This window comes from Alkalimonas cellulosilytica, assembly GCF_036325985.1.
Lineage (GTDB): Bacteria > Pseudomonadota > Gammaproteobacteria > Enterobacterales > Alteromonadaceae > Alkalimonas > Alkalimonas cellulosilytica.
On record NZ_JAUHLI010000011.1, the window covers coordinates 121451 to 142733 of the forward strand.

Below are 21283 nucleotides of genomic sequence, written 5' to 3' on the forward strand. Positions count from 1 at the left end.
TATAAGAATATGACCGATGAATTGGCAGTCCCTTTCCCAACAACTGAATCATTTCTCCCAGCGCCTGCCGCAAAAGCAGCTGAGCCGCTTGCTGGCGGTGTTGCTGATTCTGTTGCTGGGCTGGCTACTGGCCCGGTTAACCTGGCAATTGCTGCCGCAGCCAGCTGCTGACACCTGGCAGCCTGGCAGTGAACGCAGCGCTGTGTCCAGCCGCAGTGGCACCGATCTACAGCGGTTACTCAGTTTTTCTTTGTTTGGTAAAGCCAGCCAGCAAGCCGAAGTAAGGCCAGAGCCGGTCGTGACCGAAGCCCCGAAAACTCGTTTGAATGTGAAGCTGACCGGCCTGGTATCAGGCCAGGACCCGAATGTAGGCAGTGCCGTGATTGAAAGTCGTGGCTCGGAGCTCGCTTACAAAGTGGGCGAGCAAATTGAAGGTACCAATGCCAGCCTGTATCAGGTATTTAATGATCGGGTATTGCTGCAGGTAGCAGGCCGTTTTGAAACTCTGATGTTGGATGGTATTGAGTTTACCCGCATCGCTGAAGCCAATGTAGGCTTGGGCCGTGCCGATCAGGACGATGAGCCCCAGATGACCAGCCCGCAAGCTGAGGCGCCAAGCCTCGACCAAGCTGAATTTGCCGCCCAGCGGGAAGCCATTCTGGCTGAGCCGACCCGCTTTTTCGATTTTATCCGGGTTACACCCCATCAGCCTGACGGTCAGCTGCGAGGTTTTCGGCTGATGCCTGGCCGGGATCCTGGGTTATTTCAGCGGCTTGGCTTTCGGCCAAATGATCTGGCCGTAGAAATCAATGGTATTCCATTGACCGACCTGCAACAGGCCAATCAGGTACTTGGACAACTGCGCGAAGCAAGCGATGCTTCTGTGCGTATAGAACGGGATGGTGAGCTGATCGACATTCAGTTTAACCTGTCCCAATAACAACGATTCAGCAGATGGTGATAGTCAACATGCAGTCAGGGTCTTTTCTCACACGGCTTTGCCGTAAGTTTGCCGTTCTCAGCCTGGCGGCAGGACTGAGCTTTTCAGTGGTTAGCAATGAAGAAGTGATGTACTCGCCCAACTTCCGTGGCACCGACATCAATGAGTTTATCAACATTGTTGGCATGAATTTAGAGCGCACCATTATTGTGGAGCCGCAGGTGCGTGGCCGGGTCAATGTGCGCAGCCATGAGATGCTCAATGCCGAGCAGTACTACCAGTTCTTTTTAAATGTGCTGGAAGTCTATGGTTTTGCTGTGGTGGAAATGGAAAGCGGCATTTTAAAAGTGGTGCGGGCCAAAGACGCCAAAACCTCCAATATTCCAGTGGTCGGTGATGAGAACCCTGGCGTGGGCGATGAGATGGTGACCCGGGTGGTACAGGTGCGCAATGTCTCGGTGCGCGAGCTGGCGCCTTTGCTGCGCCAGTTCAGTAATCAGGCCGGCAGTGGTCATGTGGTCAATTACGATCCGTCCAATGTCATTATGATGACCGGGCCTGCCGCCGTGGTAAATCGCCTGGTGGACATTATTCAGCGGGTCGACCGGGCTGGTGATCAGGAAGTCGAGATCATCCGGCTGAATTATGGCTCGGCCAGTGAAATGGTGCGGGTGCTGGAAAGCATTTACCGCTCTCAGGGACGTGGTGAGCAACCGGATTTCCTGATCCCGCGCATTGTCGCCGATGAACGCACCAACAGTGTGGTGGTCAGCGGTGAGCCGCAGGCGCGGCAGCGGGTGGTGGAGCTGGTGCGCCGGCTCGATGCCGAGCTGGAAACCAGTGGCAATACCCGGGTGTTTTACCTGAAGTACGCCAAGGCCGAAGAACTGGTGCCGGTGCTGAAAAGTGTGGGTGAAAGCATTGCCAGCGAAGCCAGTGGCACTCAGCAGCAACAAGGTCAGCCTCGCCGTAGTACGCAGGGCCGCGGCGTTAGCATTGAATCCCATGCCGACAGCAATGCGGTGATTATCACCGCGCAACCGGATTTACTGCGTTCGCTGGAAGAAGTGATTCGACAGCTGGATATCCGCCGCGCTCAGGTGCTGGTCGAGGCCATTATTGTCGAAGTGTTTGATGGCTCCGGTACCGATTTGGGCGTGCAATGGATCAACGAGCATGGTGGCGGTACCAATTTCCGTTCGGGCAATGTGGTGCCGATTGTCGATGTGGCTGCAGGCGCGGCCGTCGCTTCGCAGATTACCCGGGGCACCATTACCAGAACACGCGATCCTGCTACCGGGGCAGTTATTGAAACAGAGACTCAAGACTCACCAAGGGATTACTCGGTGCTGGCTCAGGCGCTGCAGGGTCTAAACGGCGCCATGCTGGGTGTGTACCAAGGCAACTGGGCGGCCCTGTTGCAGGCGGTACGTACCAGCACCAACTCCAATATTCTGGCCACGCCCCATATTACCACCATGGACAATCAGGAAGCCTTTTTCCTGGTGGGGCAGGAGGTGCCGGTGATTACCGGTTCCACCGTTGGCTCCAACAACACCAACCCCTTCCAGCAAGTGAACCGGCAAGAAGTGGGTATCAAACTGAAAGTCACACCGCAAATCAACGAAGGCAATGCGGTGCAGCTGATGATTGAGCAGGAAGTCTCCAGCATAGGCGGCGCTACCGCAGTGGATATCACCATCAACAAACGGGAAATCCGTACCTCGGTGATGGCTGATGATGGCGCTGTGGTGGTGCTCGGTGGTTTGATTGATGAGGATGTGCAGGAAAGTGTGTCCAAGGTGCCATTGCTGGGTGATATTCCGGTGCTGGGGCACCTGTTTAAATCCACCAGTGTCAGCAAGCGCAAGCGCAATCTGATGGTGTTTATCCGGGCCTCCATCGTACGGGATGGTGCGACTATGTCGGAAATCAGCCAGCGCAAATACAACTACATTCGTGCCGAGCAAATGATCCGCGATGAGCGCGGTATTCCACTGATGCCACGCACACCGCAGGCGGTGTTGCCGGAGTGGGACGACAGCCTGATTTTGCCTCCGAGCTTTAACGAGTACCTGCAACAGCAGGAAGGGAAGCGCGACTGATGAGCGATCTGCTATCTACAGATGCAGAAGCCTTGCTGGATGACGAGCTGCTGGCGGAAGTACAGCCGGTCAGTACCCGCATTCGGCTGCCTTTTGCCTTTGCCAAGCGTCACTCGGTGTTATTGCAGCAACAGCCGGATGGTTTTGTGCTGTCGGTCCAGCCTGCCACCAAGCCCGAAGCGGTGCTGGAGGTACGGCGCATGCTCAGCGAGCCTTTTCGCATTCAGAAGCTGGGCGCCATTGAATTCGAAAGTCTGCTCGAGGCCAGCTACCAGCGCGACTCCTCGGAAGCGCAGCAAATTATGCAGGACATCGGCAACGAGGTGAACCTGGCGTCGCTGGCCGAAGATATTCCGGAAACGGAAGATCTGCTGGATAACGAAGACGATGCACCCATTATCAAGCTGATCAATGCCATGCTGGGCGAAGCCATTAAGCTGGGAGCTTCCGATATCCATGTCGAAACCTTTGAAAAAGCCCTGGTGGTGCGGTTTCGGGTCGATGGCATTTTGCGTGAAGTACTGCGGCCCAACCGCAAGCTGTCCAGTTTGTTGGTCTCGCGGATCAAAGTCATGGCCAAGCTGGATATCGCCGAAAAACGGGTACCGCAGGATGGCCGTATCAGTTTGAAAATTGCCGGCCGTGCGGTGGATGTGCGGGTTTCGACCATGCCCTCCAGTCATGGTGAGCGGGTGGTGCTGCGTTTGCTGGATAAAAACACCTCCCACCTGAATCTGGCCGATTTGGGCATGACGCCCGCCATACAGCAGCAATTTTCCAAACTGATTTTAAAGCCGCATGGTATTTTGCTGGTGACCGGCCCTACCGGCTCGGGGAAAAGTACCACCCTCTATGCCGGCCTGACCGAGATCAATACCAAGGACCGCAATATTTTGACGGTGGAAGATCCGATTGAATATGAGCTGGAAGGCATTGGCCAGACCCAGGTCAACCCAAAAGTGAATATGACCTTTGCCCGTGGACTGCGCGCTATATTGCGGCAAGACCCGGATGTGGTGATGGTGGGGGAGATTCGCGATCTGGAAACCGCGCAAATTGCGGTGCAGGCCAGTTTAACCGGCCATTTGGTGATGTCGACCCTGCATACCAATACTGCGGCCGGTGCCATTACCCGGCTGGAAGATATGGGCATCGAGCCGTTCTTGCTGTCGTCCAGTTTGCTTGGGGTCTTGGCGCAGCGGCTGGTGCGTACCCTGTGTCCTCACTGCAAAGAAGCACACAGCCCGGACAAAGAAGAGCGTAAGCTGCTTGGGGTTGAGAAAAAAGATGAGGCCATTATCTACCGGGCCAAAGGCTGTGAGCACTGCAACTTTACCGGTTACCGCGGCCGGACCGGCATTCATGAGCTGTTGGTGATTGACGATCACAGCCGGGAAATGATCCATAACCGTGAAGGTGAGCAAAGCATTGAAAAGTATGTGCGGCCCAACTGCCCCAGCATTCGCCGCGATGGTTTTGACAAGGTACTGGCCGGTCAAACCACGCTGGAGGAAGTGCTGCGCGTGACCCGTGAGGATATTTAGTGGCGGCTTTTACCTATCAGGCGCTGGATAGTCGCGGCAAAAAAAGCAAAGGCGTGCTGGAGGCCGATAATGCCCGCCAGGCCAGGCAATTGCTGCGCGAACGTAAACTGACCCCGCTCAGTGTCGAGCTGGCCGCCAAACAGGAAAAAAGCGCCGCTGGCAGCAAAGGTTTTTTCAAACGCTCTATTCCGACCGCCGATCTGGCCCTGATTACCCGTCAGTTGGCCACCCTGGTCGCGGCAGCGCTACCGATTGAAAATGCCTTGCTGGCGGTGGCTGAGCAGTGTGAAAAGCCGCGGCTGAAAAACATGCTGATGGGCGTACGCTCCAAAGTGGTGGAAGGCTACAGCCTGGCAGAAGGCCTGGCCGAGTTTCCGCATGTGTTCGATCATTTGTACCGCTCCATGGTTGCCGCCGGTGAAAAGTCCGGTCATTTGGATCAGGTACTGAACCGGCTGGCCGATTACACCGAACAGCGCCAGCATATGCGCAATCAGATTTTGATGGCGTCTATTTATCCGGTAGTGATGGTGGTGGTGGCGCTGGCGGTGATTGCCATTTTGCTGTCGGCGGTGGTGCCGCAGATCACAGAGCAGTTTGAGCATATGGGGCAGCAGCTGCCTTTGCTAACCCGGTTTATGATCGGTGCCAGTGATGTGGTGCGGCAATACGGAATTTGGTTTTTTCTTGGGATATTATTGCTGGCTGTGATGGTCGAACGGTTATTAAGGCGGCCAGAGATCCGTTACCGCTACGATCAGATGATCTTGCACAGCGCTTTGTTTGGTAAGGTGATCCGCAGTATCAATACCGCACGCTTTGCTCGCACCCTGAGCATTTTGAATGCCAGCTCAGTTCCGTTACTGGAAGCGATGCGCATCAGTGGCGATGTGCTCGGCAACAGCTACATGAAGCAGGCGGTAGCCGATGCGACCTTGCGAGTGCGGGAAGGCAGTTCACTGCGCAATGCATTGGAGCAAACCAAGCTGTTTCCGCCGATGATGCTGCATATGATCGCCAGTGGCGAAAAAAGTGGTCAGCTCGATACCATGTTGATCCGTACGGCGGATACGCTGGATCGGGAGTTTGAAATGACCATGACGGTGACACTGGAAATTTTCAAACCTGTGGTGGTGATCACGCTAGCGATCCTGGTTTTTTTAATTGTATTGGCAATTTTACTGCCAATTTTAGAACTTAATCATATGGTAGGTGGGTAACATGAACAAACAACGGGGCTTTAGTTTGCTGGAACTGATGGTGGTGATCGTGATCCTGGGGATCATCGCCAGTCTGGTAGTGCCCAATGTGCTGGGCAACAAAGAAGAAGCCGATCGGCAAAAAGTGGTGGTCGATATTCAGCAGTTGGAAAACGCACTGGATATGTACCGGCTGCGCAATGGTTTTTACCCAACCAGCGAGCAGGGGTTGCGGGCGCTGGTGGAGCCAGCCACGACAGAACCGGTGCCGCGCTCTTTTCCGGAAGGTGGCTTTATTCGCCGTTTACCACGGGATCCCTGGAACAATGAATATCAGTTAGCCAGTCCGGGCCAGTTTGGCCGTATTGATATCTTCAGCATGGGACCAGACGGTATTCCGGGCACCGATGACGATATCGGCAACTGGGATATTGATAAGTAAGCAGCAGGCATCCAATGAAACAGCCGCAGCGAGCAGCGCTGGGATTTACCTTACTGGAAGTCATCCTGGTCATTCTGATGCTGGGGCTTTTGGTCAGCGCTGTGGTGGTGAATTTCTCCTGGGATAGCCGCGATGATCAGCTGGAGCAGGAAGCCAAACGCTTTCAGCAACTGTTTCACTTTGCCGCCGAGACCGCGCTGATGCGTCAGCAGGAGTGGGGGGTACAAATCAAACCCAATGGCTATCAGTTTCTGGTGTATGTGCCGGAGGACGACAGCTGGCAACCGGTTGAGTCGCCGGCCAGCCTGGGCTGGCACGATCTGGCCGGTCAGCAGCAACTTAAACTGGAACTGGAAGGCCTGCCCTGGCAGGAGGACAGTATGCTGGGCGCGCTGAACTGGCAGAACGAGCGACTTGAACACCTGCAAACGGACGAGGAAGAAGAGGCGGTGCTGCCGCATATTTTTATTTTATCGTCCGGTGAAATTACCCCCTTCGAATTACTGCTGCAGGATGAAAGCCAGCGACCTTTTTGGTATGTGCAGCTGCGGGGGGAGTTTAGTATTCCTCTGAAGCGCAGTTCGGTGGAGAGTTCACCGCCATGATGCGCCGTGGTTTTACCCTGATTGAAGTCTTGTTTGCACTGGCGATTTTTGCGACCGCTGGCCTGGCGGTAATGCGTACCGTCACCGAGCATATCCGGGCGGTCGCTATGCTGGAAGATATCACGGTTGCCAGTTATGTCGCGGCCAACCAGTTGGTGCTGCTGCAACTGGAGACCGACTGGCCGCCGGCTGAGCAAAGTCAGGGGGAGGTCGAGATGGCGAACCGACACTGGCAATGGCAGCAACGGGTAAGCCGGGTCGAGGACGATGATTTACGGCAGGTCGAATTAAGGGTGGTGTTGGCGGAGCAGCCGGATGATGTGCTGTATCGCCTGATTACCTTTGTGGGGCGGCCACATGGCGGCTAACACCATGGCCTGTAACCAGGTCCGCTGCCGGGTTGGCGGCTTTACCTTTATTGAAATGTTATTGGCGGTCGCCATTTTTGCCATGGTGGGGCTGGCGTCGGTGGCCGTACTCAGCAGTGTCACTACCGGCGATCGCTTATCGCAGCAAGCAGCGGAGCGGTTGCAGCAGCTGCAGTTTGCCCTGATGCTGCTGGAGCGTGATTTGATGCAAATCAGCAGCCGTCATATCCGGGTGCAGGGCGAGGCACCGCGCAAAGAACGCTTAGTAGGGGGCCGCTTTTTGCTGGAAAGCGAAGCCGATGCCATTGCCTTCACCCAGCACGGTTGGCGCAACCCCGGTATGATTTTACTGCGCAGTGAATTGCAGGCACTTGGTTACCGGCTGCAGGAAGAGCAGTTGCAGCGCTTGTACACCCTGTATCCGGATGCGGTCACAGGCACTGAACCCAGAGTGCAGGTGCTGTTGGAGGGGATTACTGAGCTTGAGATCCGCTACCTGGTCGGTGAGCGCTGGGAAGAGCGCTGGGCCGATGCCTTATGGCCGGCAGCGGTGCGGGTGCGGATTGGGCATGCAGAGCTCGGTGAGATCGAGCGGGTGATCCTGTTGCCCGATGGCAATGTGCAACCCGCAGAGAGCAACCGATGACGACGCTAAAACGCCAGCAAGGTGTGGCTCTGGTACTGGTGCTGATGATTGTTGCCATTGTGGTGGTGATTGCAGTGTCGATGAGCGGCCGCCTGCAGCTGACCTTGCAGCGCCAGCAGAACCTGCAGCAACAGCAACAGGCATTCTGGTATGCGATGGGAGCGGAAGCCTTTGCCCGCCAAATTCTGCGCCGTTCGTTGCAGGGCCAGGAAACCAGTCACCTGGGACAGGACTGGGCGCAGCAAGGGGCGCAATTTCCGGTACCGGATGGTACCATCAGTGGGGTGATTACCGATCTGCGTGGCTGCTTTAATCTGAACGCTCTCTATCAGGCACCTGCCCCGGCAGGCCAGGCTCAGCAGGAAGCTACGGTGGAGCAGCAAAGCTTTCAGCGTTTGCTGGAGCTGGTGGCATTGGATTTATCCATGCCTGCCGAGTACCTGATGGCACGCATTGCCGACTGGCTGGATGAAGACAGTTTGCTACGAACCGCCGGCAGCGCGGAAGATGATGACTATGCAGCCTTGCCATTTCCGTACTACACCGGCAATACCCTGATGGGAACGGTGACTGAGCTTCGGGCTATTTTGGATGTGACGCCGGATGATTACAAATTGCTGCAACCTTATGTGTGCGTGATCCCGGACAATCAGCAGCTGCGCATCAATGCCAATACCCTGACCGAAGAAACGGCGGTGTTACTCAGCGCCATCGTTGCAGAGCTGGATCAGTCGGCTGCCTTGGAAGTGATCGCCAGCCGGCCAGACAATGGCTTTAGCAGTACGGAAGAGTTTTGGGGCACAGGCCCGTTGGCAGGCATTCAGGTGGAAGAAAGCCTGAAGGAATTGGTGACGGTATCGTCGGAATATTATCAATTAACAGCCCGTATTGGCTATCAGGAGACAGGCATGCAAATGCAATCCATCCTCAAAGTGCAGGAAGGTGAACGTGTCACTGTGTTGGCCAGACGTTTTGGAGGTGCTGGGTGAGTGAACAATTGCTGATCCGCCTGGGCAGCCGGGCCGATCAAGTCGTGAGCTGGCTGGTCTGGTCGACTGCTGCACAGGAAATCATTGCTTCCGGCGATTTGCCATCGGCGTCAGCGCTTGAGCAATTGGGCGAGCGTTTGGGGCCACGGCCTGTACTGGTGCTGGTCCCAGCCGCAGATGTGGTGTTAAAAGAGGTGGCACTGCCGGCGAAGCCCAGCCGGCAAATTCTGCAGGCTTTGCCTTATATGCTGGAAGAGGATGTCACTGAAGACATCGAGCAGCTCTGGCTGGCACTTGGCTCGGTACGAAAAGAGCAGGACCAGTATCTGCAGCAACTGGCGCTGTGCAAAAAAGCCCAGCTTGAGCAGTGGCTCAGCTGGTTAACCGAGGCTGGTTTTCAGCCGCGGCAGTTGGTACCTGATGCGCTGCTGCTGCCCACTGAGTCGTTACCGGCTGCGATTGAATTTAATGGCAGTTGGTTGCTGCGTCAGGGCGACTGGCAGGCGACCAGTGTAGAGCATGAATGGTGGCCGGATTATCTGGAACTGGCGGCCTTGCCTGAGCTTACCAGCTACAGCCCCTGGCCCGGCTACATTGAACAAGTCCACCAACTGGCAGAACCAGAGCTGCCACTGGCATTGCTGGCGCGACAGGCGCAGCAACCGGCCATTAATTTACTGCAGGGGGATTACGCACCCAAGCGGGCGGTGAATAAAAGCTGGCAGCTGTGGCAGCCTGCAGCCGTGCTGGCTGGAGTTTGCCTGACGCTGTATCTGACCCTGACGGCTGTCGAAGGCTGGCGCTATGGTCAGCAGGCCAGGGCGTTGCAGCAGCAAGCGGTGCAGACCTATCAGGCAGCTTTTCCAGGTGAGTCGGTGGTGAACTTACGGGCTCTGGTGCAGCGTAAACTGCAGCAGGCAGGCTTGTCGCAGCATGAGCAACACTTTTTGGCGCTGCTGCTTGATTTGCAAAATAACCTGGCCTCGGTCAACGATATGCAGCTGGACAATCTGCGCTTTGATGCCAGGCGTACCGAGCTGCGCTTTCAGGCCAAGGCGGATGGTTTCCAAAGCTTTGAGCGGCTGAAAAATCAGTTGGAACAAGCCGGCTATCAGGTAGACCAGGGTGCACTCAGCAATGATGGCAGCAAGGTGCAGGGCACCGTCAGTATGAGAAAGGCAGCATGAGGAAAGCAGCATGAAGCAGCAACTGCAACAGCAATTTCAGCAGTGGTGGGGTGGGCTGCAACAACGTGAACAACACCTGGTGTTGGTCTGCGCCATCGCCATCGGGGTCTTTCTGTTTTATTACCTGATCTGGCAGCCGGTGCATCAAAGCAAGGTGCGCAATCAGCAGGCGTTGCACCAGGCCGAGCAACAACTGGACTGGCTGAATTCGGTGTTACCCCAGCTGCAACAAAGCGGTGGCTCGGTGGAGCGCAGCTCTGGCAGCTTGTCGCAGGTACTCACTACCAGTGCCCGCCAGCATGGCATTCGTGTCAGCCGGATGCAGCCGCAAAACCAGCAGATGCAGTTGGTGCTGGATGATGTTGCCTTCGAGCAACTGGTGCGTTGGCTGCATGCGCTGCATTACCAGCATGGTTTGTCGCTGGTGAATCTGGATGTAAGCGTCGCCAATCAGCCAGGCATGGTGCAGGTCCGTCGGATTTTGGTTGAATAAGGTTATGTCGATAAAAAAACTCGTGGTCGTGGGTGTAGTCAGTTATCTGTTGTTTTTGTTGGTGCTGATGCCGGCCAGCTGGTGGCTGAAGCTGGCACCGCTGCCAGCCGAGCTTCGGCTGGGGCAGGTGCAGGGTACTTTGTGGCAGGGCCGTATTCAGGCGTTGTCGTATCAAAGCCTGGAGCTACGCCAGCTGCAGTGGCAGCTCAGCCCCTGGCGGTTACTGACCGGCCAGCTCGCCGTGCAGCTGCAGGCTGGTGAGCTGGCGGAGATGGAGCAGGCGTATTTAAAAGGTCAGCTGCGCTATGGTTTTAGTGGCTTGCAGTTGCAGGATACCTTGCTGCGCTACCCGGTACGCGAGCTGGCACCCTTATTGCGCCTGCCATTGCCGGTCGGCGCCGATGGCACCCTGATGCTGGATATTGATGCCTACCAGCAGGGTGCTCCCTGGTGCAAAAGCCTGAGCGGCCAGGCCAGTTGGCAAGAAGCGCGGCTGCAACCACCGACTGGCTGGATTGATTTGCAGCATATTTTTGCCAGCCTGGCCTGCGATGATGGTGAGCTGGTGCTGATCACCGATGGTCAGAATCCACTCGGGTTGGACGTGACTGCCAGGTTGCAGGCGGCTGGGCGTTTCTCGGTCGATGGCACCTTAAAACCCGATGCCTCAATGCCGGAAGAAGTGCACCAGGCGATGCAGTTTGTTGGCAGCCCTGATGCTGAAGGGCGCTTTCGTATCCGGTTTTAGTGTTTCTGGGTATTTCAGCAATGAATGCCCGCTATCAAGCGCAATCAGCAGCGAAATGCAGCGGGCTTTGCTAGGCTAGGGGTTTTCCGCTTTTGTTGCAGGAGACCCTGATGATCCCAGCCCCTGAATTTGCTTCTTTTACCCCACCGCGCCGAATCCTGATGGGGCCCGGCCCGTCCGATGTCTATCCCGAGGTGTTGGCGGCCCAGGCAAGGCCGACGGTTGGCCATTTGGATCCGCTCTTTATTGGTATGATGGATGAGCTGCGCAGCCTGCTGCAGTATGCCTTTCAAACCGAAAATCCGATGACGCTGGCCGTCTCTGCACCGGGCTCGGCCGGCATGGAAACCTGTTTCGTCAATCTGCTGGAGCCGGGCGATACCGTGCTGGTATGCCGCAACGGCGTGTTCGGCGAGCGCATGCGGCAAAATGTCGAGCGCTGCGGTGCCACTGCCATTGTGCTGGACTTTCCCTGGGGCGAGCCGGTCGACCCAGCCAAGGTCGAAGCCGCGCTGCAACAGCACCCACAGGTGCACTTTCTGGCCTTTGTCCACGCCGAAACCTCAACCGGTGCCCTGTCGGATGCGCAGGCGCTTTGTGCTCTGGCGCAGCGCTTTGATTGTTTGTCCATTGTCGATGCGGTGACCTCTTTAGGCGGGGTGGAACTTAGAGTAGACGCCTGGGGCATCGATGCGATTTATTCCGGCAGCCAGAAGTGTTTGTCCTGCGTACCGGGCTTATCGCCGGTGTCTTTCTCACCCCGGGCAGTAGCGCGGATGCAGAACCGCACGCGGCCGGTGCAAAGCTGGTTCTTGGATCAAAGCCTGGTGATGGGCTACTGGAGCGGCAGCGCCAAACGCAGCTACCACCATACCGCCCCGGTCAATGCACTTTATGCCTTGCACGAAAGCCTGCGCCTGCTGGCCAGCGAGGGGTTGGAGCAGGCATGGCAGCGCCATGCGGCCATGCATCAGGAGCTTAAAGCCGGCCTCGAAGCGCTGGGGCTTAGCTTTGTGGTCGATGAAGCTCATCGCTTGCCCCAACTGAACTCGGTTTGGATCCCGCAAGGGGTAGATGATGCCGCAGTACGCAGCCGCTTGCTGCAGGATTACAATCTGGAAATTGGCGCAGGCCTGGGTGATTTAGCCGGCAAAGCCTGGCGTATTGGCCTGATGGGCTTTGGTGCCCGGCGGGAGAATATCGCGCTGTGTTTAAAAGCCCTTTCGGATGTGTTCAAAACATAGTTTTCAAGTTGATTTAACCAATATTTAAACATAAAATCCAATGCTATTATAGAGAAGGAGCTTTGTATGGCATTGGAGATTTGCATTACCACGGATCCCGTTACGCGCGAGTGGATTACTTGCTCGGAAGGTTATCAATTTTCGACTAAGAACGAGACTGTGCCACAGGTGCTGGCTACAGGCACTCCCTACCTGATAGAGAGTCCTGAAAATCATGCGCAGGATCACAAGGTGCTGCAGCAATTTCAACAGTTTCAGCGTTTAGCTCCCTCCATTCGTCGCGACTATGTGACCTTGCACCAGCAGTACGGTGAGCCACAATTAAATGCGTTGTCAGCCTTTTATGCGCAGCAGATGGTGCCAACCGCCAGAGCACTGCGCACGCAATCTGCAAAGCTCAGTAAAGAAATGCCAACCTTGACCGGTGCAGTGATGGCATCGGTTGAACGTCGGTTGGATTTGTTTGGCAAATACACCTTGCGCTATCAGCAAGCGCTGGAAAACTATCGGGTAGCTTTCCAGTCCAAGGTACGTGGGGCGCCACTACGCCAGCTTGCAAAGAATGTGCATCAGGCCCATCAGCAATTAAATGCCAAGTTTCGCAGTGAAATTCAGCGGCTGGTGATGCAGCAGCAGACCAGCAATGCCAAAGCCAATGCCTGGACGGATCCAAACCGGGCACTGAATCAGGCCCGCTCTGGCCGCAGCGATCAGGCCATCCGTTTGCAAGAGCACACCAATCTGCAGCGCATGCACCAGTTTCTGCGAACGGCTAATCAGGTGGGGCGAGGCATGCTGGTGCTGGATGCCGGTATTCGGGTCAGTGATGTACGGCAGGTGCAGCAGGATGGTGGTGACTGGCATCGCAGCTTGGCGCAGCAAATGACTGGTTTTGGTGCGGGGGCGGCTACTGCAATGAGCTTCGGTGGTTTGGCTGTAAAAGCATTATCCGTGATGTTGATGGCAACCCCTTATGGCTGGGTCTATGTGATCATTGGCGGGATTGTTGCTGGCTTGGTGGCTGGTTATGCAATGGATGCTATTGGTCAGTGGATGGCTGGTTTATTGTATGATCACAGCCAGAATTTATCTGGTGCAGGAGGCTAAAAATGCAGTTGGATTTGGAAAGCATAGTTGCCTTATTCATAGGGATAGCTTTCCTAAACTGGGCAATTGCAATGATTTGCTTCGGCCGTATCACAGTGCGTTATCTGGATAGAGAGTTGATAGCACAGGGGTTCGATATGCATGAATCGGATGGTTTAGGCATGCGCTTTCCTTGGTATGCTTCAGCTATTCTGTCAAACCGGCCGGAGCGTCAGCCATTTGTGCCTGGTGAAGCGATTATGCGTATAAGGCGGCGCAAAGATATTTTTCTTGCCCGTTGGATATCATGGTCATTTTGGCTTTTTTTCATACCAAGTGTTGTCTGCTTTTTATGGCTAAAGGGATGGTTATGGTTCTAGTCAGCTTGGTTACAACTGAAGATCACAGGCTGAGCAGTGAGTGAAGACATGCCTTGGTTTGTGGTAATTCCATTGTTGGCAAAAAGCGCACAAGGGGTAACTTGTGCGCTTGTGTTTCGCCAGAGTAGAGCGATTAGAAGCTTAAACTAACGGTAAAGCTGGCGGTTCGGCCGGCGCCAATCAGGTAAGCGCCTTCACTACCGCCGGTGATGTAGCTTTTGTCGGTCAGGTTGTTTAGCACAAAGGCCAGATCAACGCTTTGGAACAAACCGCCATTGCCAAGCGACTTTTCGTAACCAAGGTAAGCATTGTAAATGGTGTGGCCGGAAATACGGTCGCGGTTCCAGATCTCGCTGCCATCGCTGGCAAAGCTGTGTTTGGCTGCGCCATAGTAGCTGCCGGTGTACTTGCCGCTAAAGCCTGCCCGGTAGTTGCCATCGTGATAGTTCAGTGCCAATGACAGCATCCGCTCAGGAATACCGGCAATCTTGTCGCCTTTGCGGTAATCCTGCACCAGCACCGGCTCACCGGCAGGATTGACTTTGCTGGTGAGCACATCTTCCGAGTACTCGGCTGTGTTTAATGTCAGCGAGCTGGTCAGGCTCAGGTTCTGGCTGAAACGCCAGCTCAGGCTGCTTTCCAGACCACGGGCACGGACACCACCGACGTTGTCAAAATTACCATCCCCGGCTGCCAGGTAGTTCGGCGTGCCATCCTCTGCGGTGGCGTAGCGAAGCAGCACCACCCGATCGTTAAAGCGCACATTGTACAGGGCAGTAGAAAGGCTGATGCGATCCCCAAAGTAACGCAGACCCACATCCATGTTGGTCGCGGTTTCCGGGCGCAAATCCTGCAAATCCGACGCTTTCTGGCTTTCAAGAATGCTGTCGGCAATGGCTTTAAAGTTTTCCGAGTAGCCGGCGAATACTTCCAGCCGATCTGTCAGGCCATAGACCAGACCAGCACTTGGCAGCCAGGACGAGTTGCTGCTGATGCTGTCTTTGCCCAAGCCATTCAGATTGTCGGTGCGACTGATGTCCACCAGGTATTTTTGCAGGCCTACTGTGAGCTGCAAATCGCCAAAGGTCATGTGATCCTGCAGGTAAAACTTGGCGACCTTATGACGGTAATCGTCATCAAAATGCACCCAGTAAGGACGCTCATCAAAGTGGTGGTAGACCTGTGGGTCGATCACTTCATGCCAGTCGCGGGTTTGATTACGCTGCTGCGACTCCAGCCAGAGGCCGCTGCGCAGACGATGGGTGCCTAGCTCCCAGCTCAGGTTGGCAGTGGCACCATAACGGGTTTTGTCGTAGTGGGTATGACGGTACGACGACACCCGCTTGGCGCCTGGCTGGTCGTTGTTGCCATCCAGGATCGGGTTGCCGGCACTGTCAACATGGGTGTAGGTGGTGCGGCTGGCACCACTGCCGCGTGCAATACGATTGCCATCGGCATCGGCGGCAAACACCTGATAGGGCGGCAGCCAGTCGCCACGGCCATTTTGCAGGTGTAGATAAGGCGTGATATCGAGCTCCAGTGCATCGGTCAGATAAAACTCACCTTTGACATAAAACAGCGTATTTTCCCGTAGCGTCGACCAGGCTTCAGCAAAGTTCTGGTCAATATCCGGATCACCGGTCCAGACATTGGTCAGGCCATCCCAGCGTGGGGTTTGTTTAAAGTGTGCCAGCGATACCGGTTGGTAATTGTCTTCGTGGGCATCGTTGTAAGACAAGCGTGCAGTAAAGCGGCTGTCGGCCAGCTCGGTGACACTTTTAAACTCAACATGCAGTCGGTCGGCATGGCCGTTGCTGCCAGTTAACATCCAGCGGTTGTTGAAGCTGTCGGACACGCTGAAATAAGCGCTGGTGTGGCCAAACAGCTCGCCGGTATCAAAACGCGCAAAGTAACGGCGGGCATTGTGGCTGCCACTGGTGTAAGCGAAGCGGGCGCCGCGCTCCAGCTCCGGGTTGTCGGAAACAAAGTTGATGGTGCCACCCAGTGCATCCAGTGAGGCGGAGGCAATATCGGCACTGCCCTGGCCTACCTCGACAAAACGGGTATTTTCAATATCCAGAAAACGATTGGCCTTGCTGCCACCGGCATAGGCTGAGCCACCATTCGGGATGCCATCGATGGTGATGCCCAGCTGCTGATCGGCGCGGTCAATCACAAAGCCCCGCATGCTGATGGTGGTGGTGTAGTCATCGCTGCCAAAAGCATCACCCTGACCGACGTTAATGCCCGGCAGGTTGTCAATTAAATCCATCACATTGCCGATGGGGGCCTGTTGCTGCTTCATGCTGTCATCGGTGCTGTTGTTGGCATAGCTGACCCGCTTGCCGAGCACCGAAATCACTTCGACGCTTTCAGCGTGTTCGGTTTGGTCCAGTTCGCCGGCATAGACACCAGTGGACAAGGCGGCAATGATTGCCAGACTCAAATGGTTGCTTTTAAAAGACTGCACAGGGCTCTCCGTCTGATCAAAAATGTGGTGGTACGTTATGGTTGTTTTGTGGTCGGATCAGATCCCGACGGCGGGCAAGTATGGCGGGTAAAAATGACGGTTTTGTGAATTTAAAACTTAAATTTTACTTTAGATTATCTTAACTTGTTATATTGTAACGCTTGTCATCTTGTTGTCATCTTTGTCCATCAGACTGCGCGGTTTGTTGTCGCAGGCCGGTTGGCTTATAGTTTTTGAGTGAAATAGAGAGTGATTAAAATGAGCAAAGCTTTGCTGTTCGCACTGGGGGTGTCGTTGATGGGACTGGCTGGCTGCCATCAAGCCGGCGAGCCGGTGTCAGCTGAGGTCAGTTCTGGCTTGCAAGTGGTGGAGCTTGGGCCCAGGCCTGCATTTTTAGTGGCGAAATTGCCGCAAGGGCCGCTCAAAGAACAGCTCACTGCTTGTGAAGGTCCTTTTACGCCACACGACTTTTCCATTGGCCACCGTGGTGCCCCCTTGATGTTTCCGGAGCATACCGAAGCTTCCTACCGGGCTGCAGCCTTGATGGGGGCAGGTATTTTAGAATGCGACGTCACTTTTACCCGCGATCGTCAGCTGGTGTGCCGCCATGCGCAGTGCGATTTGCACCAGACCACCGATATTTTACTCCGCCCGGAGCTGGCAGCCCGTTGCAGCGAGCCTTTTAGCCCGGCCGATCCGCTCTCGGGTCAGCCTGCCAGTGCCCGCTGCTGTACCAGCGACATTGACTTGGCGGAGTATTTAACGCTGTGTGGCAAAATGGATGGGGTAAACCCAGCTGCGAGCACGGTACAGCAGTATCTGCGAGGCACTGCGGATTGGCGTACCGATCTTTACGCTGGCTCCTGCCCGACGGTATTGTCGCACCAGCAAAGCATTGAGCTGTTTCAGCAACTGGGCCGGAAAATGACGCCTGAGCTAAAAGCTGCCGAAGTGCCGATGCCGTTTCAGGGGCAGTACAGCCAGCACCAGTATGCCCAGCAGTTGGTGGATGAGTACAAAGCCGCCGGGGTGCCGCCTGAGCAGGTATTTTTGCAGTCATTCGACTGGCAGGACATTCTGTACTGGCTGGAAGCAGAGCCGGAGTTCGCCAAACAAGCAGTCTGGCTGGATGGGCGCTACGAAGACCCGGCCTTTGATCCGATGCAGCCTGACAGCTGGCAACCCGCTATGGCAGAGCTTAAAGCCGCTGGCCTGAACATCATTGCACCACCACTTTGGGTGCTGGTGACCAGCGAGGATAGACAGATCCGGCCCTCGGCCTACGCCAAGGCAGCCCGCGCTGCTGGATTGGAGATCATCAGCTGGACGCTGGAGCGCTCCGGCCGATTGGATGAAGGCGGCGGCTGGTACTATCAGAGTATTGCTGATCTCACCACCGATGACAGCGTCGCCTTGCAACTGCTGCATGTGTTGGCGCAGGATGTCGGTGTCATCGGCGTGTTCTCCGACTGGCCGGCTACCACCACCTTGTATGCCAATTGCATGCTGTAGGGCTGTAGATAGCAGAGATAAATAGATGTCTGGATGTCTTTTTTGCGGCTAAGCCATTGCCAGTTTGGTCCGGATCCGTTATCGTATCAGCCCTGAAAACCACTGCCAGTCTGTGTTGGCGGTGGGGCAACACCAAGAGGCAAGCGTATGCGGCATGAGATCTGGCAACAGTTAAAACAGGAAGCTTTCGAGCTGGTGACCAAAGAGCCTTTGCTCGCCAGTCATGTTTATTCCAGTGTGCTGAACCACGATTGCCTGGGCTCGGCGCTTAGCTTTATCGTCGCCAATAAACTATCCGATGCTGTGGTCTCTGCCTTTACCATTCGTGAGCTGTTTGATCAGGCCTTTGTTAATTGCGACGAGATGCTGACCCATGTTGCCCATGACATCAAAGCGGTGCTGGATCGCGATCCGGCAGCCGATACTTACCTCAATGTATTGCTGCACTTAAAAGGTTTCCATGCCATTCAAACACACCGGCTGGCGCATTGCCTGTGGCGGCAAAACCGCAAAGAGCTGGCGCGCTTTCTACAAAGTCGCTGCTCGGAAGTGTTCGGCGTCGATATCCACCCGGCCTGTCGCATCGGCCATGGCCTGATGTTCGACCATGCCACCGGCATAGTGGTCGGCGAGACGGCTGAAATTGGCAACAATGTGTCAATTTTGCAGGGCGTTACCCTGGGTGGTACCGGCAATCAGCAAGGCGATCGCCATCCGAAAATCCGTTCTGGCGTGATGATAGGGGCGGGCGCCAAGATCCTGGGTAATATCGAAATTGGCGAAGATGCCCGCATTGGGGCCGGCTCGGTGGTACTGAATTCCGTCCCAGCTCGTTGCACAGCCGTTGGGGTTCCCGCCAAGATCACCGGCAGCAGCTGCGAATGCCCGGCCGAATCGATGGATCAAAACTTTCTGCAAAATACCGCGGCTGCGAAGTAACCGCAAAGACCACTGCTGTGGATTTTTTGGCAAACTTTGCCATAATAAGTGCAATGAGTTTCAGCATTGGGTGAAGCAGATGGCTACCATGAATGTTTCCTTACCAGATCAAATGAAAGACTGGGTTGAGCAGCAATCTGCTGCTGGTCGTTACAGCAATGCCAGCGATTATGTGCGCGATTTGATTCGCCGTGATCAACAGCAGGTGGCCAAAATAGCGCATATGCAGCGTCTGGTGGATGAAGGCATTGCCAGTGGCCCGGGCCAGCGCTCTATGGCAGAGATTGAGCAGGCAGCACTGGCAACGTTGGCGGATTAAGCATGCCTTATCGGCTGAGTCAGCAGGCTGAGCAGGATCTGATAGAGCTCTTTTTGTATGGTGCTAAACACTTTGGTATTCAAGCGGCCCGCCGCTACCATCAGCAGTTCAGCCGCACTTTCGAGTTTTTAGCAGAGCACCCCAAAGCAGCTCCCCTTCGAAAAGAGATTGACCAGCTGGTTCATATACACCCCGTCGGCCAGCATCTGGTGATTTATCAGCAGATGGCAGATGGCAGCATTTTTATTATCCGCATTCGGCATGGTCATGAGGACTGGTTAAATCAGGAGTTCTGAGTTGTTGTACCAGCCGACGTTTTTAGGCAGCTGCTCGCCGAAGTTCTGATCTGTGTCATGGCCTAAGTACTTTCGAAATGCTAGGCTTATCAACAAGACTGTGCCATAGCAGCGTAAAGCTGGTATGGCTAATTTCCCCAATCTGAAGGAGTACCTCATGACACAAATGGATATCGGTATTACCAAGGCTGATCGCGAAACCATTGCCGAAAGCCTGAAACATCTGCTGGCGGATACCTACACGCTTTATTTGCAAACCCACAACTTCCATTGGAACGTCACTGGCCCGCAGTTTCGCGAATTGCACTTGATGTTTGAAGAGCATTACACCGAACTGGCGGTGGCGGTGGATGATATTGCCGAGCGTATTCGTACGCTGGATGTGGCGGCACCGGGGACTTACAAAGAGTTTGTTCGTCTAAGCAATATCAAAGAAGTGGATGGCGTACCAGCGGCGAAAGAGATGGTTGATCTGCTGACACAGGGCCATGAGACCATCGTACGTACCTGCCGCGAGGTGCTCAAGCATGCTCAAGCCGGTGATGATGAATCCACCGCAGCACTGGCGTCCGACCGCATGCGGGTGCATGAAAAAACCGCCTGGATGCTGCGGGTATTGAATAAGTAAGACTCACTACAACAATAGCCCGGCGCATTATGCCGGGCTTGTTGTTAAAGACTCACCGACTCCCCTTCATTAAGAATATGCAGTGGCACCGTGCTTTGCATCTGTTGCTGCATATGCAGCAAGCGCAGAAGTGGTGAATGTGAGCTGTGATCGCCCATCTGCCAGCTGGCATTGCCGTAACCCCAGGGGATCATCACTTTGCAGCCGAGCTCTTCGGCAGCGACCAGCGCATCTTCTGGGGTGGTGTGGACATAGCGGTACCAGGCACTGTGCTCGTCATGATGGTAAGACGCCACCGGCAGCAAGCAAATATCGATATCGCCGTACCTTTGTTGAATATCGCGAAAATGCGGCGAATAGCCGGTATCACCGGCGAAAAACAAGGTATTTCCCTGGTGCTCTATCAGCCAGCCGCCCCATTTGGCACGGTTGTCATCGTTGAACAGTTTTCGACTGTTAAAATGATGCGCCGGAACCAGATGCACCGTTAGTTCACCCAGTTCACTGCTGCTGTACCAGGCTTTTTCCAGTACCTGATAACCGCCTTTGGGCATGTAATCAGCCATGCCGATTGGCACATAGTAGCGTGCCTCGGTGCCAATCTGACGAATGGTGGCATGGCTGAAGTGATCGTAATGCAGGTGTGAGTAAAGCACCGCATCGCTGGTTGCCAGCTGCTCGCTGGGTAAACCTGCAGGCAAGGGACGGCGCAGGCCAATCAGGTGCGCAGCCCAATTGACGGGTCGGTCAAACTGGCCCATCACAGGATCAAACAACAGCTGCTGGCCATCTGGCGTTTTGATTAAGAAACTGGCATGGCCGACCCAATGCACCAGAAAGCCGCTGTTAAGTTCTGGTGCGCTTTGCTCACCAATAAACTTGCAATCCTGGCCATGGCTCTTGCAGGCCACCGTCGGGTGAGCGGGGTAACAGTCACCCTCGCAAGTGATCGGGTAGTCCTGCTGACCACGATACAGATTGCGGTACATGCCCTGGTGCTTGCCATCCGGGACCTGTTCGATAACCCCTTGTTCGGTAATCAGTTGTTGCACCGTGTTCGGGGTGCTGCAGGCATTTAGAAGCAGGGTGCTGCCAAGCAGCAACCCCAGTGAGCCCAGTGTCAGTTTCATCCATCGTCCTTTG

The 21283-nt window shown here is 55.1% G+C and carries 22 protein-coding genes; 20 read left to right on the forward strand and 2 right to left on the reverse strand.

The genetic code is table 11. The annotated features are described in order from the left end of the window. Positions 1 to 16: 16 nt before the first annotated feature. The 15 genes from gspC to QWY20_RS12355 all read left to right on the forward strand — a co-directional run bounded on the left by gspC (position 17) and on the right by QWY20_RS12355 (position 13976). Positions 17 to 940 (forward strand): type II secretion system protein GspC, encoded by a 924-nt coding sequence (gspC, locus tag QWY20_RS12285; protein ID WP_330129302.1) that lies wholly within the window; start codon positions 17 to 19, stop codon positions 938 to 940. Between the two features lie 29 nt (positions 941 to 969). Further along, positions 970 to 3045 carry a type II secretion system secretin GspD gene (gspD, locus tag QWY20_RS12290; protein WP_330129303.1) on the forward strand — a complete coding sequence of 692 codons (2076 nt, stop codon included), beginning with the start codon at positions 970 to 972 and terminating at the stop codon, positions 3043 to 3045. Continuing rightward, the gene (gspE, locus tag QWY20_RS12295) at positions 3045 to 4589 is read left to right on the forward strand and encodes a type II secretion system ATPase GspE (RefSeq protein ID WP_330129304.1); all 1545 of its coding nucleotides are present in this window, start codon (positions 3045 to 3047) and stop codon (positions 4587 to 4589) included. Before gspD ends, gspE begins: the two co-directional genes overlap by 1 nt. Then, entirely contained in the window at positions 4589 to 5809 is a 1221-nt protein-coding gene (gene gspF / locus QWY20_RS12300) for a type II secretion system inner membrane protein GspF (RefSeq protein WP_330129305.1), read from the forward strand. The genes gspE and gspF overlap by 1 nt, the downstream gene beginning before the upstream one ends. Before the next feature lies 1 nt (position 5810). Beyond that, positions 5811 to 6230 (forward strand): type II secretion system major pseudopilin GspG, encoded by a 420-nt coding sequence (gene gspG, locus QWY20_RS12305; protein ID WP_330129306.1) that lies wholly within the window; start codon positions 5811 to 5813, stop codon positions 6228 to 6230. Positions 6231 to 6244: 14 nt separating this feature from the next. Continuing rightward, positions 6245 to 6835 carry a type II secretion system minor pseudopilin GspH gene (gene gspH, locus QWY20_RS12310; protein ID WP_330129307.1) on the forward strand — a complete coding sequence of 197 codons (591 nt, stop codon included), beginning with the start codon at positions 6245 to 6247 and terminating at the stop codon, positions 6833 to 6835. Continuing rightward, entirely contained in the window at positions 6832 to 7203 is a 372-nt protein-coding gene (gene gspI, locus QWY20_RS12315; protein WP_330129308.1) for a type II secretion system minor pseudopilin GspI, read from the forward strand. The genes gspH and gspI overlap by 4 nt, the downstream gene beginning before the upstream one ends. Further along, a complete protein-coding gene (gene gspJ / locus QWY20_RS12320; RefSeq protein ID WP_330129309.1) occupies positions 7193 to 7849 on the forward strand; it encodes a type II secretion system minor pseudopilin GspJ in 657 nt (218 codons plus the stop codon). The genes gspI and gspJ overlap by 11 nt, the downstream gene beginning before the upstream one ends. Next, positions 7846 to 8838, forward strand: a complete 993-nt coding sequence (gene gspK / locus QWY20_RS12325) for a type II secretion system minor pseudopilin GspK (protein ID WP_330129310.1) — start codon at positions 7846 to 7848, stop codon at positions 8836 to 8838. The genes gspJ and gspK overlap by 4 nt, the downstream gene beginning before the upstream one ends. Further along, positions 8835 to 10025, forward strand: coding sequence for a type II secretion system protein GspL (gene gspL, locus QWY20_RS12330; protein WP_330129311.1), 1191 nt, complete (start codon positions 8835 to 8837; stop codon positions 10023 to 10025). Before gspK ends, gspL begins: the two co-directional genes overlap by 4 nt. A gap of 10 nt (positions 10026 to 10035) precedes the next feature. Continuing rightward, entirely contained in the window at positions 10036 to 10518 is a 483-nt protein-coding gene (locus tag QWY20_RS12335; RefSeq protein ID WP_330129312.1) for a type II secretion system protein M, read from the forward strand. 4 nt (positions 10519 to 10522) lie between these two features. Beyond that, positions 10523 to 11266, forward strand: coding sequence for a type II secretion system protein N (locus QWY20_RS12340; RefSeq protein ID WP_330129313.1), 744 nt, complete (start codon positions 10523 to 10525; stop codon positions 11264 to 11266). Positions 11267 to 11376: 110 nt separating this feature from the next. Further along, positions 11377 to 12510 carry a pyridoxal-phosphate-dependent aminotransferase family protein gene (locus QWY20_RS12345; protein ID WP_330129314.1) on the forward strand — a complete coding sequence of 378 codons (1134 nt, stop codon included), beginning with the start codon at positions 11377 to 11379 and terminating at the stop codon, positions 12508 to 12510. 66 nt (positions 12511 to 12576) lie between these two features. Next, on the forward strand, positions 12577 to 13617 hold the full coding sequence (locus QWY20_RS12350; protein ID WP_330129315.1) for a hypothetical protein: 1041 nt from the start codon (positions 12577 to 12579) through the stop codon (positions 13615 to 13617). A gap of 2 nt (positions 13618 to 13619) precedes the next feature. Then, positions 13620 to 13976: a hypothetical protein gene (locus QWY20_RS12355; RefSeq protein ID WP_330129316.1), complete on the forward strand. Its 357-nt coding sequence runs from the start codon at positions 13620 to 13622 to the stop codon at positions 13974 to 13976. A gap of 133 nt (positions 13977 to 14109) precedes the next feature. Here QWY20_RS12355 and QWY20_RS12360 read toward each other — a convergent pair whose 3' ends face one another. Next, complete coding sequence (locus tag QWY20_RS12360) at positions 14110 to 16446, reverse strand: TonB-dependent receptor (protein WP_330129317.1); 2337 nt, start codon at positions 16444 to 16446, stop codon at positions 14110 to 14112. Between the two features lie 258 nt (positions 16447 to 16704). On the opposite strand from QWY20_RS12360, the gene QWY20_RS12365 reads away from it, so the two are divergent. The 5 genes from QWY20_RS12365 (at position 16705) to QWY20_RS12385 (ending at position 20140) form a co-directional block, all read left to right on the forward strand. Beyond that, complete coding sequence (locus QWY20_RS12365) at positions 16705 to 17958, forward strand: glycerophosphodiester phosphodiesterase family protein (RefSeq protein WP_330129318.1); 1254 nt, start codon at positions 16705 to 16707, stop codon at positions 17956 to 17958. A 147-nt stretch (positions 17959 to 18105) separates the two neighbouring features. Then, entirely contained in the window at positions 18106 to 18897 is a 792-nt protein-coding gene (gene cysE / locus QWY20_RS12370) for a serine O-acetyltransferase (protein ID WP_330129319.1), read from the forward strand. Between the two features lie 79 nt (positions 18898 to 18976). Beyond that, on the forward strand, positions 18977 to 19216 hold the full coding sequence (locus QWY20_RS12375; protein ID WP_330129320.1) for a type II toxin-antitoxin system ParD family antitoxin: 240 nt from the start codon (positions 18977 to 18979) through the stop codon (positions 19214 to 19216). Between the two features lie 2 nt (positions 19217 to 19218). Then, positions 19219 to 19512 (forward strand): type II toxin-antitoxin system RelE/ParE family toxin, encoded by a 294-nt coding sequence (locus QWY20_RS12380; RefSeq protein WP_330129321.1) that lies wholly within the window; start codon positions 19219 to 19221, stop codon positions 19510 to 19512. 157 nt (positions 19513 to 19669) lie between these two features. Then, entirely contained in the window at positions 19670 to 20140 is a 471-nt protein-coding gene (locus QWY20_RS12385) for a Dps family protein (protein ID WP_305946378.1), read from the forward strand. Positions 20141 to 20184: 44 nt separating this feature from the next. Here QWY20_RS12385 and QWY20_RS12390 read toward each other — a convergent pair whose 3' ends face one another. Next, positions 20185 to 21270 (reverse strand): MBL fold metallo-hydrolase, encoded by a 1086-nt coding sequence (locus QWY20_RS12390; RefSeq protein WP_330129322.1) that lies wholly within the window; start codon positions 21268 to 21270, stop codon positions 20185 to 20187. Between the last annotated feature and the right edge of the window lie 13 nt (positions 21271 to 21283).

Coding starts and splice junctions, on each gene's coding strand:
- QWY20_RS12345 (WP_330129314.1), top strand. CDS start 11,377: ATGATCCCAGCCCCTGAATTTGCTTCTTTTACCCCACCGCGCCGAATC.
- gspG (WP_330129306.1), top strand. CDS start 5,811: ATGAACAAACAACGGGGCTTTAGTTTGCTGGAACTGATGGTGGTGATC.
- cysE (WP_330129319.1), top strand. CDS start 18,106: ATGCGGCATGAGATCTGGCAACAGTTAAAACAGGAAGCTTTCGAGCTG.
- QWY20_RS12385 (WP_305946378.1), top strand. CDS start 19,670: ATGACACAAATGGATATCGGTATTACCAAGGCTGATCGCGAAACCATT.
- QWY20_RS12355 (WP_330129316.1), top strand. CDS start 13,620: ATGCAGTTGGATTTGGAAAGCATAGTTGCCTTATTCATAGGGATAGCT.
- QWY20_RS12340 (WP_330129313.1), top strand. CDS start 10,523: ATGTCGATAAAAAAACTCGTGGTCGTGGGTGTAGTCAGTTATCTGTTG.
- QWY20_RS12390 (WP_330129322.1), bottom strand. CDS start 21,270: ATGAAACTGACACTGGGCTCACTGGGGTTGCTGCTTGGCAGCACCCTG.
- gspK (WP_330129310.1), top strand. CDS start 7,846: ATGACGACGCTAAAACGCCAGCAAGGTGTGGCTCTGGTACTGGTGCTG.
- QWY20_RS12350 (WP_330129315.1), top strand. CDS start 12,577: ATGGCATTGGAGATTTGCATTACCACGGATCCCGTTACGCGCGAGTGG.
- gspC (WP_330129302.1), top strand. CDS start 17: ATGAATTGGCAGTCCCTTTCCCAACAACTGAATCATTTCTCCCAGCGC.
- QWY20_RS12380 (WP_330129321.1), top strand. CDS start 19,219: ATGCCTTATCGGCTGAGTCAGCAGGCTGAGCAGGATCTGATAGAGCTC.
- gspE (WP_330129304.1), top strand. CDS start 3,045: ATGAGCGATCTGCTATCTACAGATGCAGAAGCCTTGCTGGATGACGAG.
- gspI (WP_330129308.1), top strand. CDS start 6,832: ATGATGCGCCGTGGTTTTACCCTGATTGAAGTCTTGTTTGCACTGGCG.
- QWY20_RS12335 (WP_330129312.1), top strand. CDS start 10,036: ATGAAGCAGCAACTGCAACAGCAATTTCAGCAGTGGTGGGGTGGGCTG.
- QWY20_RS12375 (WP_330129320.1), top strand. CDS start 18,977: ATGGCTACCATGAATGTTTCCTTACCAGATCAAATGAAAGACTGGGTT.
- gspD (WP_330129303.1), top strand. CDS start 970: ATGCAGTCAGGGTCTTTTCTCACACGGCTTTGCCGTAAGTTTGCCGTT.
- QWY20_RS12365 (WP_330129318.1), top strand. CDS start 16,705: ATGAGCAAAGCTTTGCTGTTCGCACTGGGGGTGTCGTTGATGGGACTG.
- gspH (WP_330129307.1), top strand. CDS start 6,245: ATGAAACAGCCGCAGCGAGCAGCGCTGGGATTTACCTTACTGGAAGTC.
- gspJ (WP_330129309.1), top strand. CDS start 7,193: ATGGCGGCTAACACCATGGCCTGTAACCAGGTCCGCTGCCGGGTTGGC.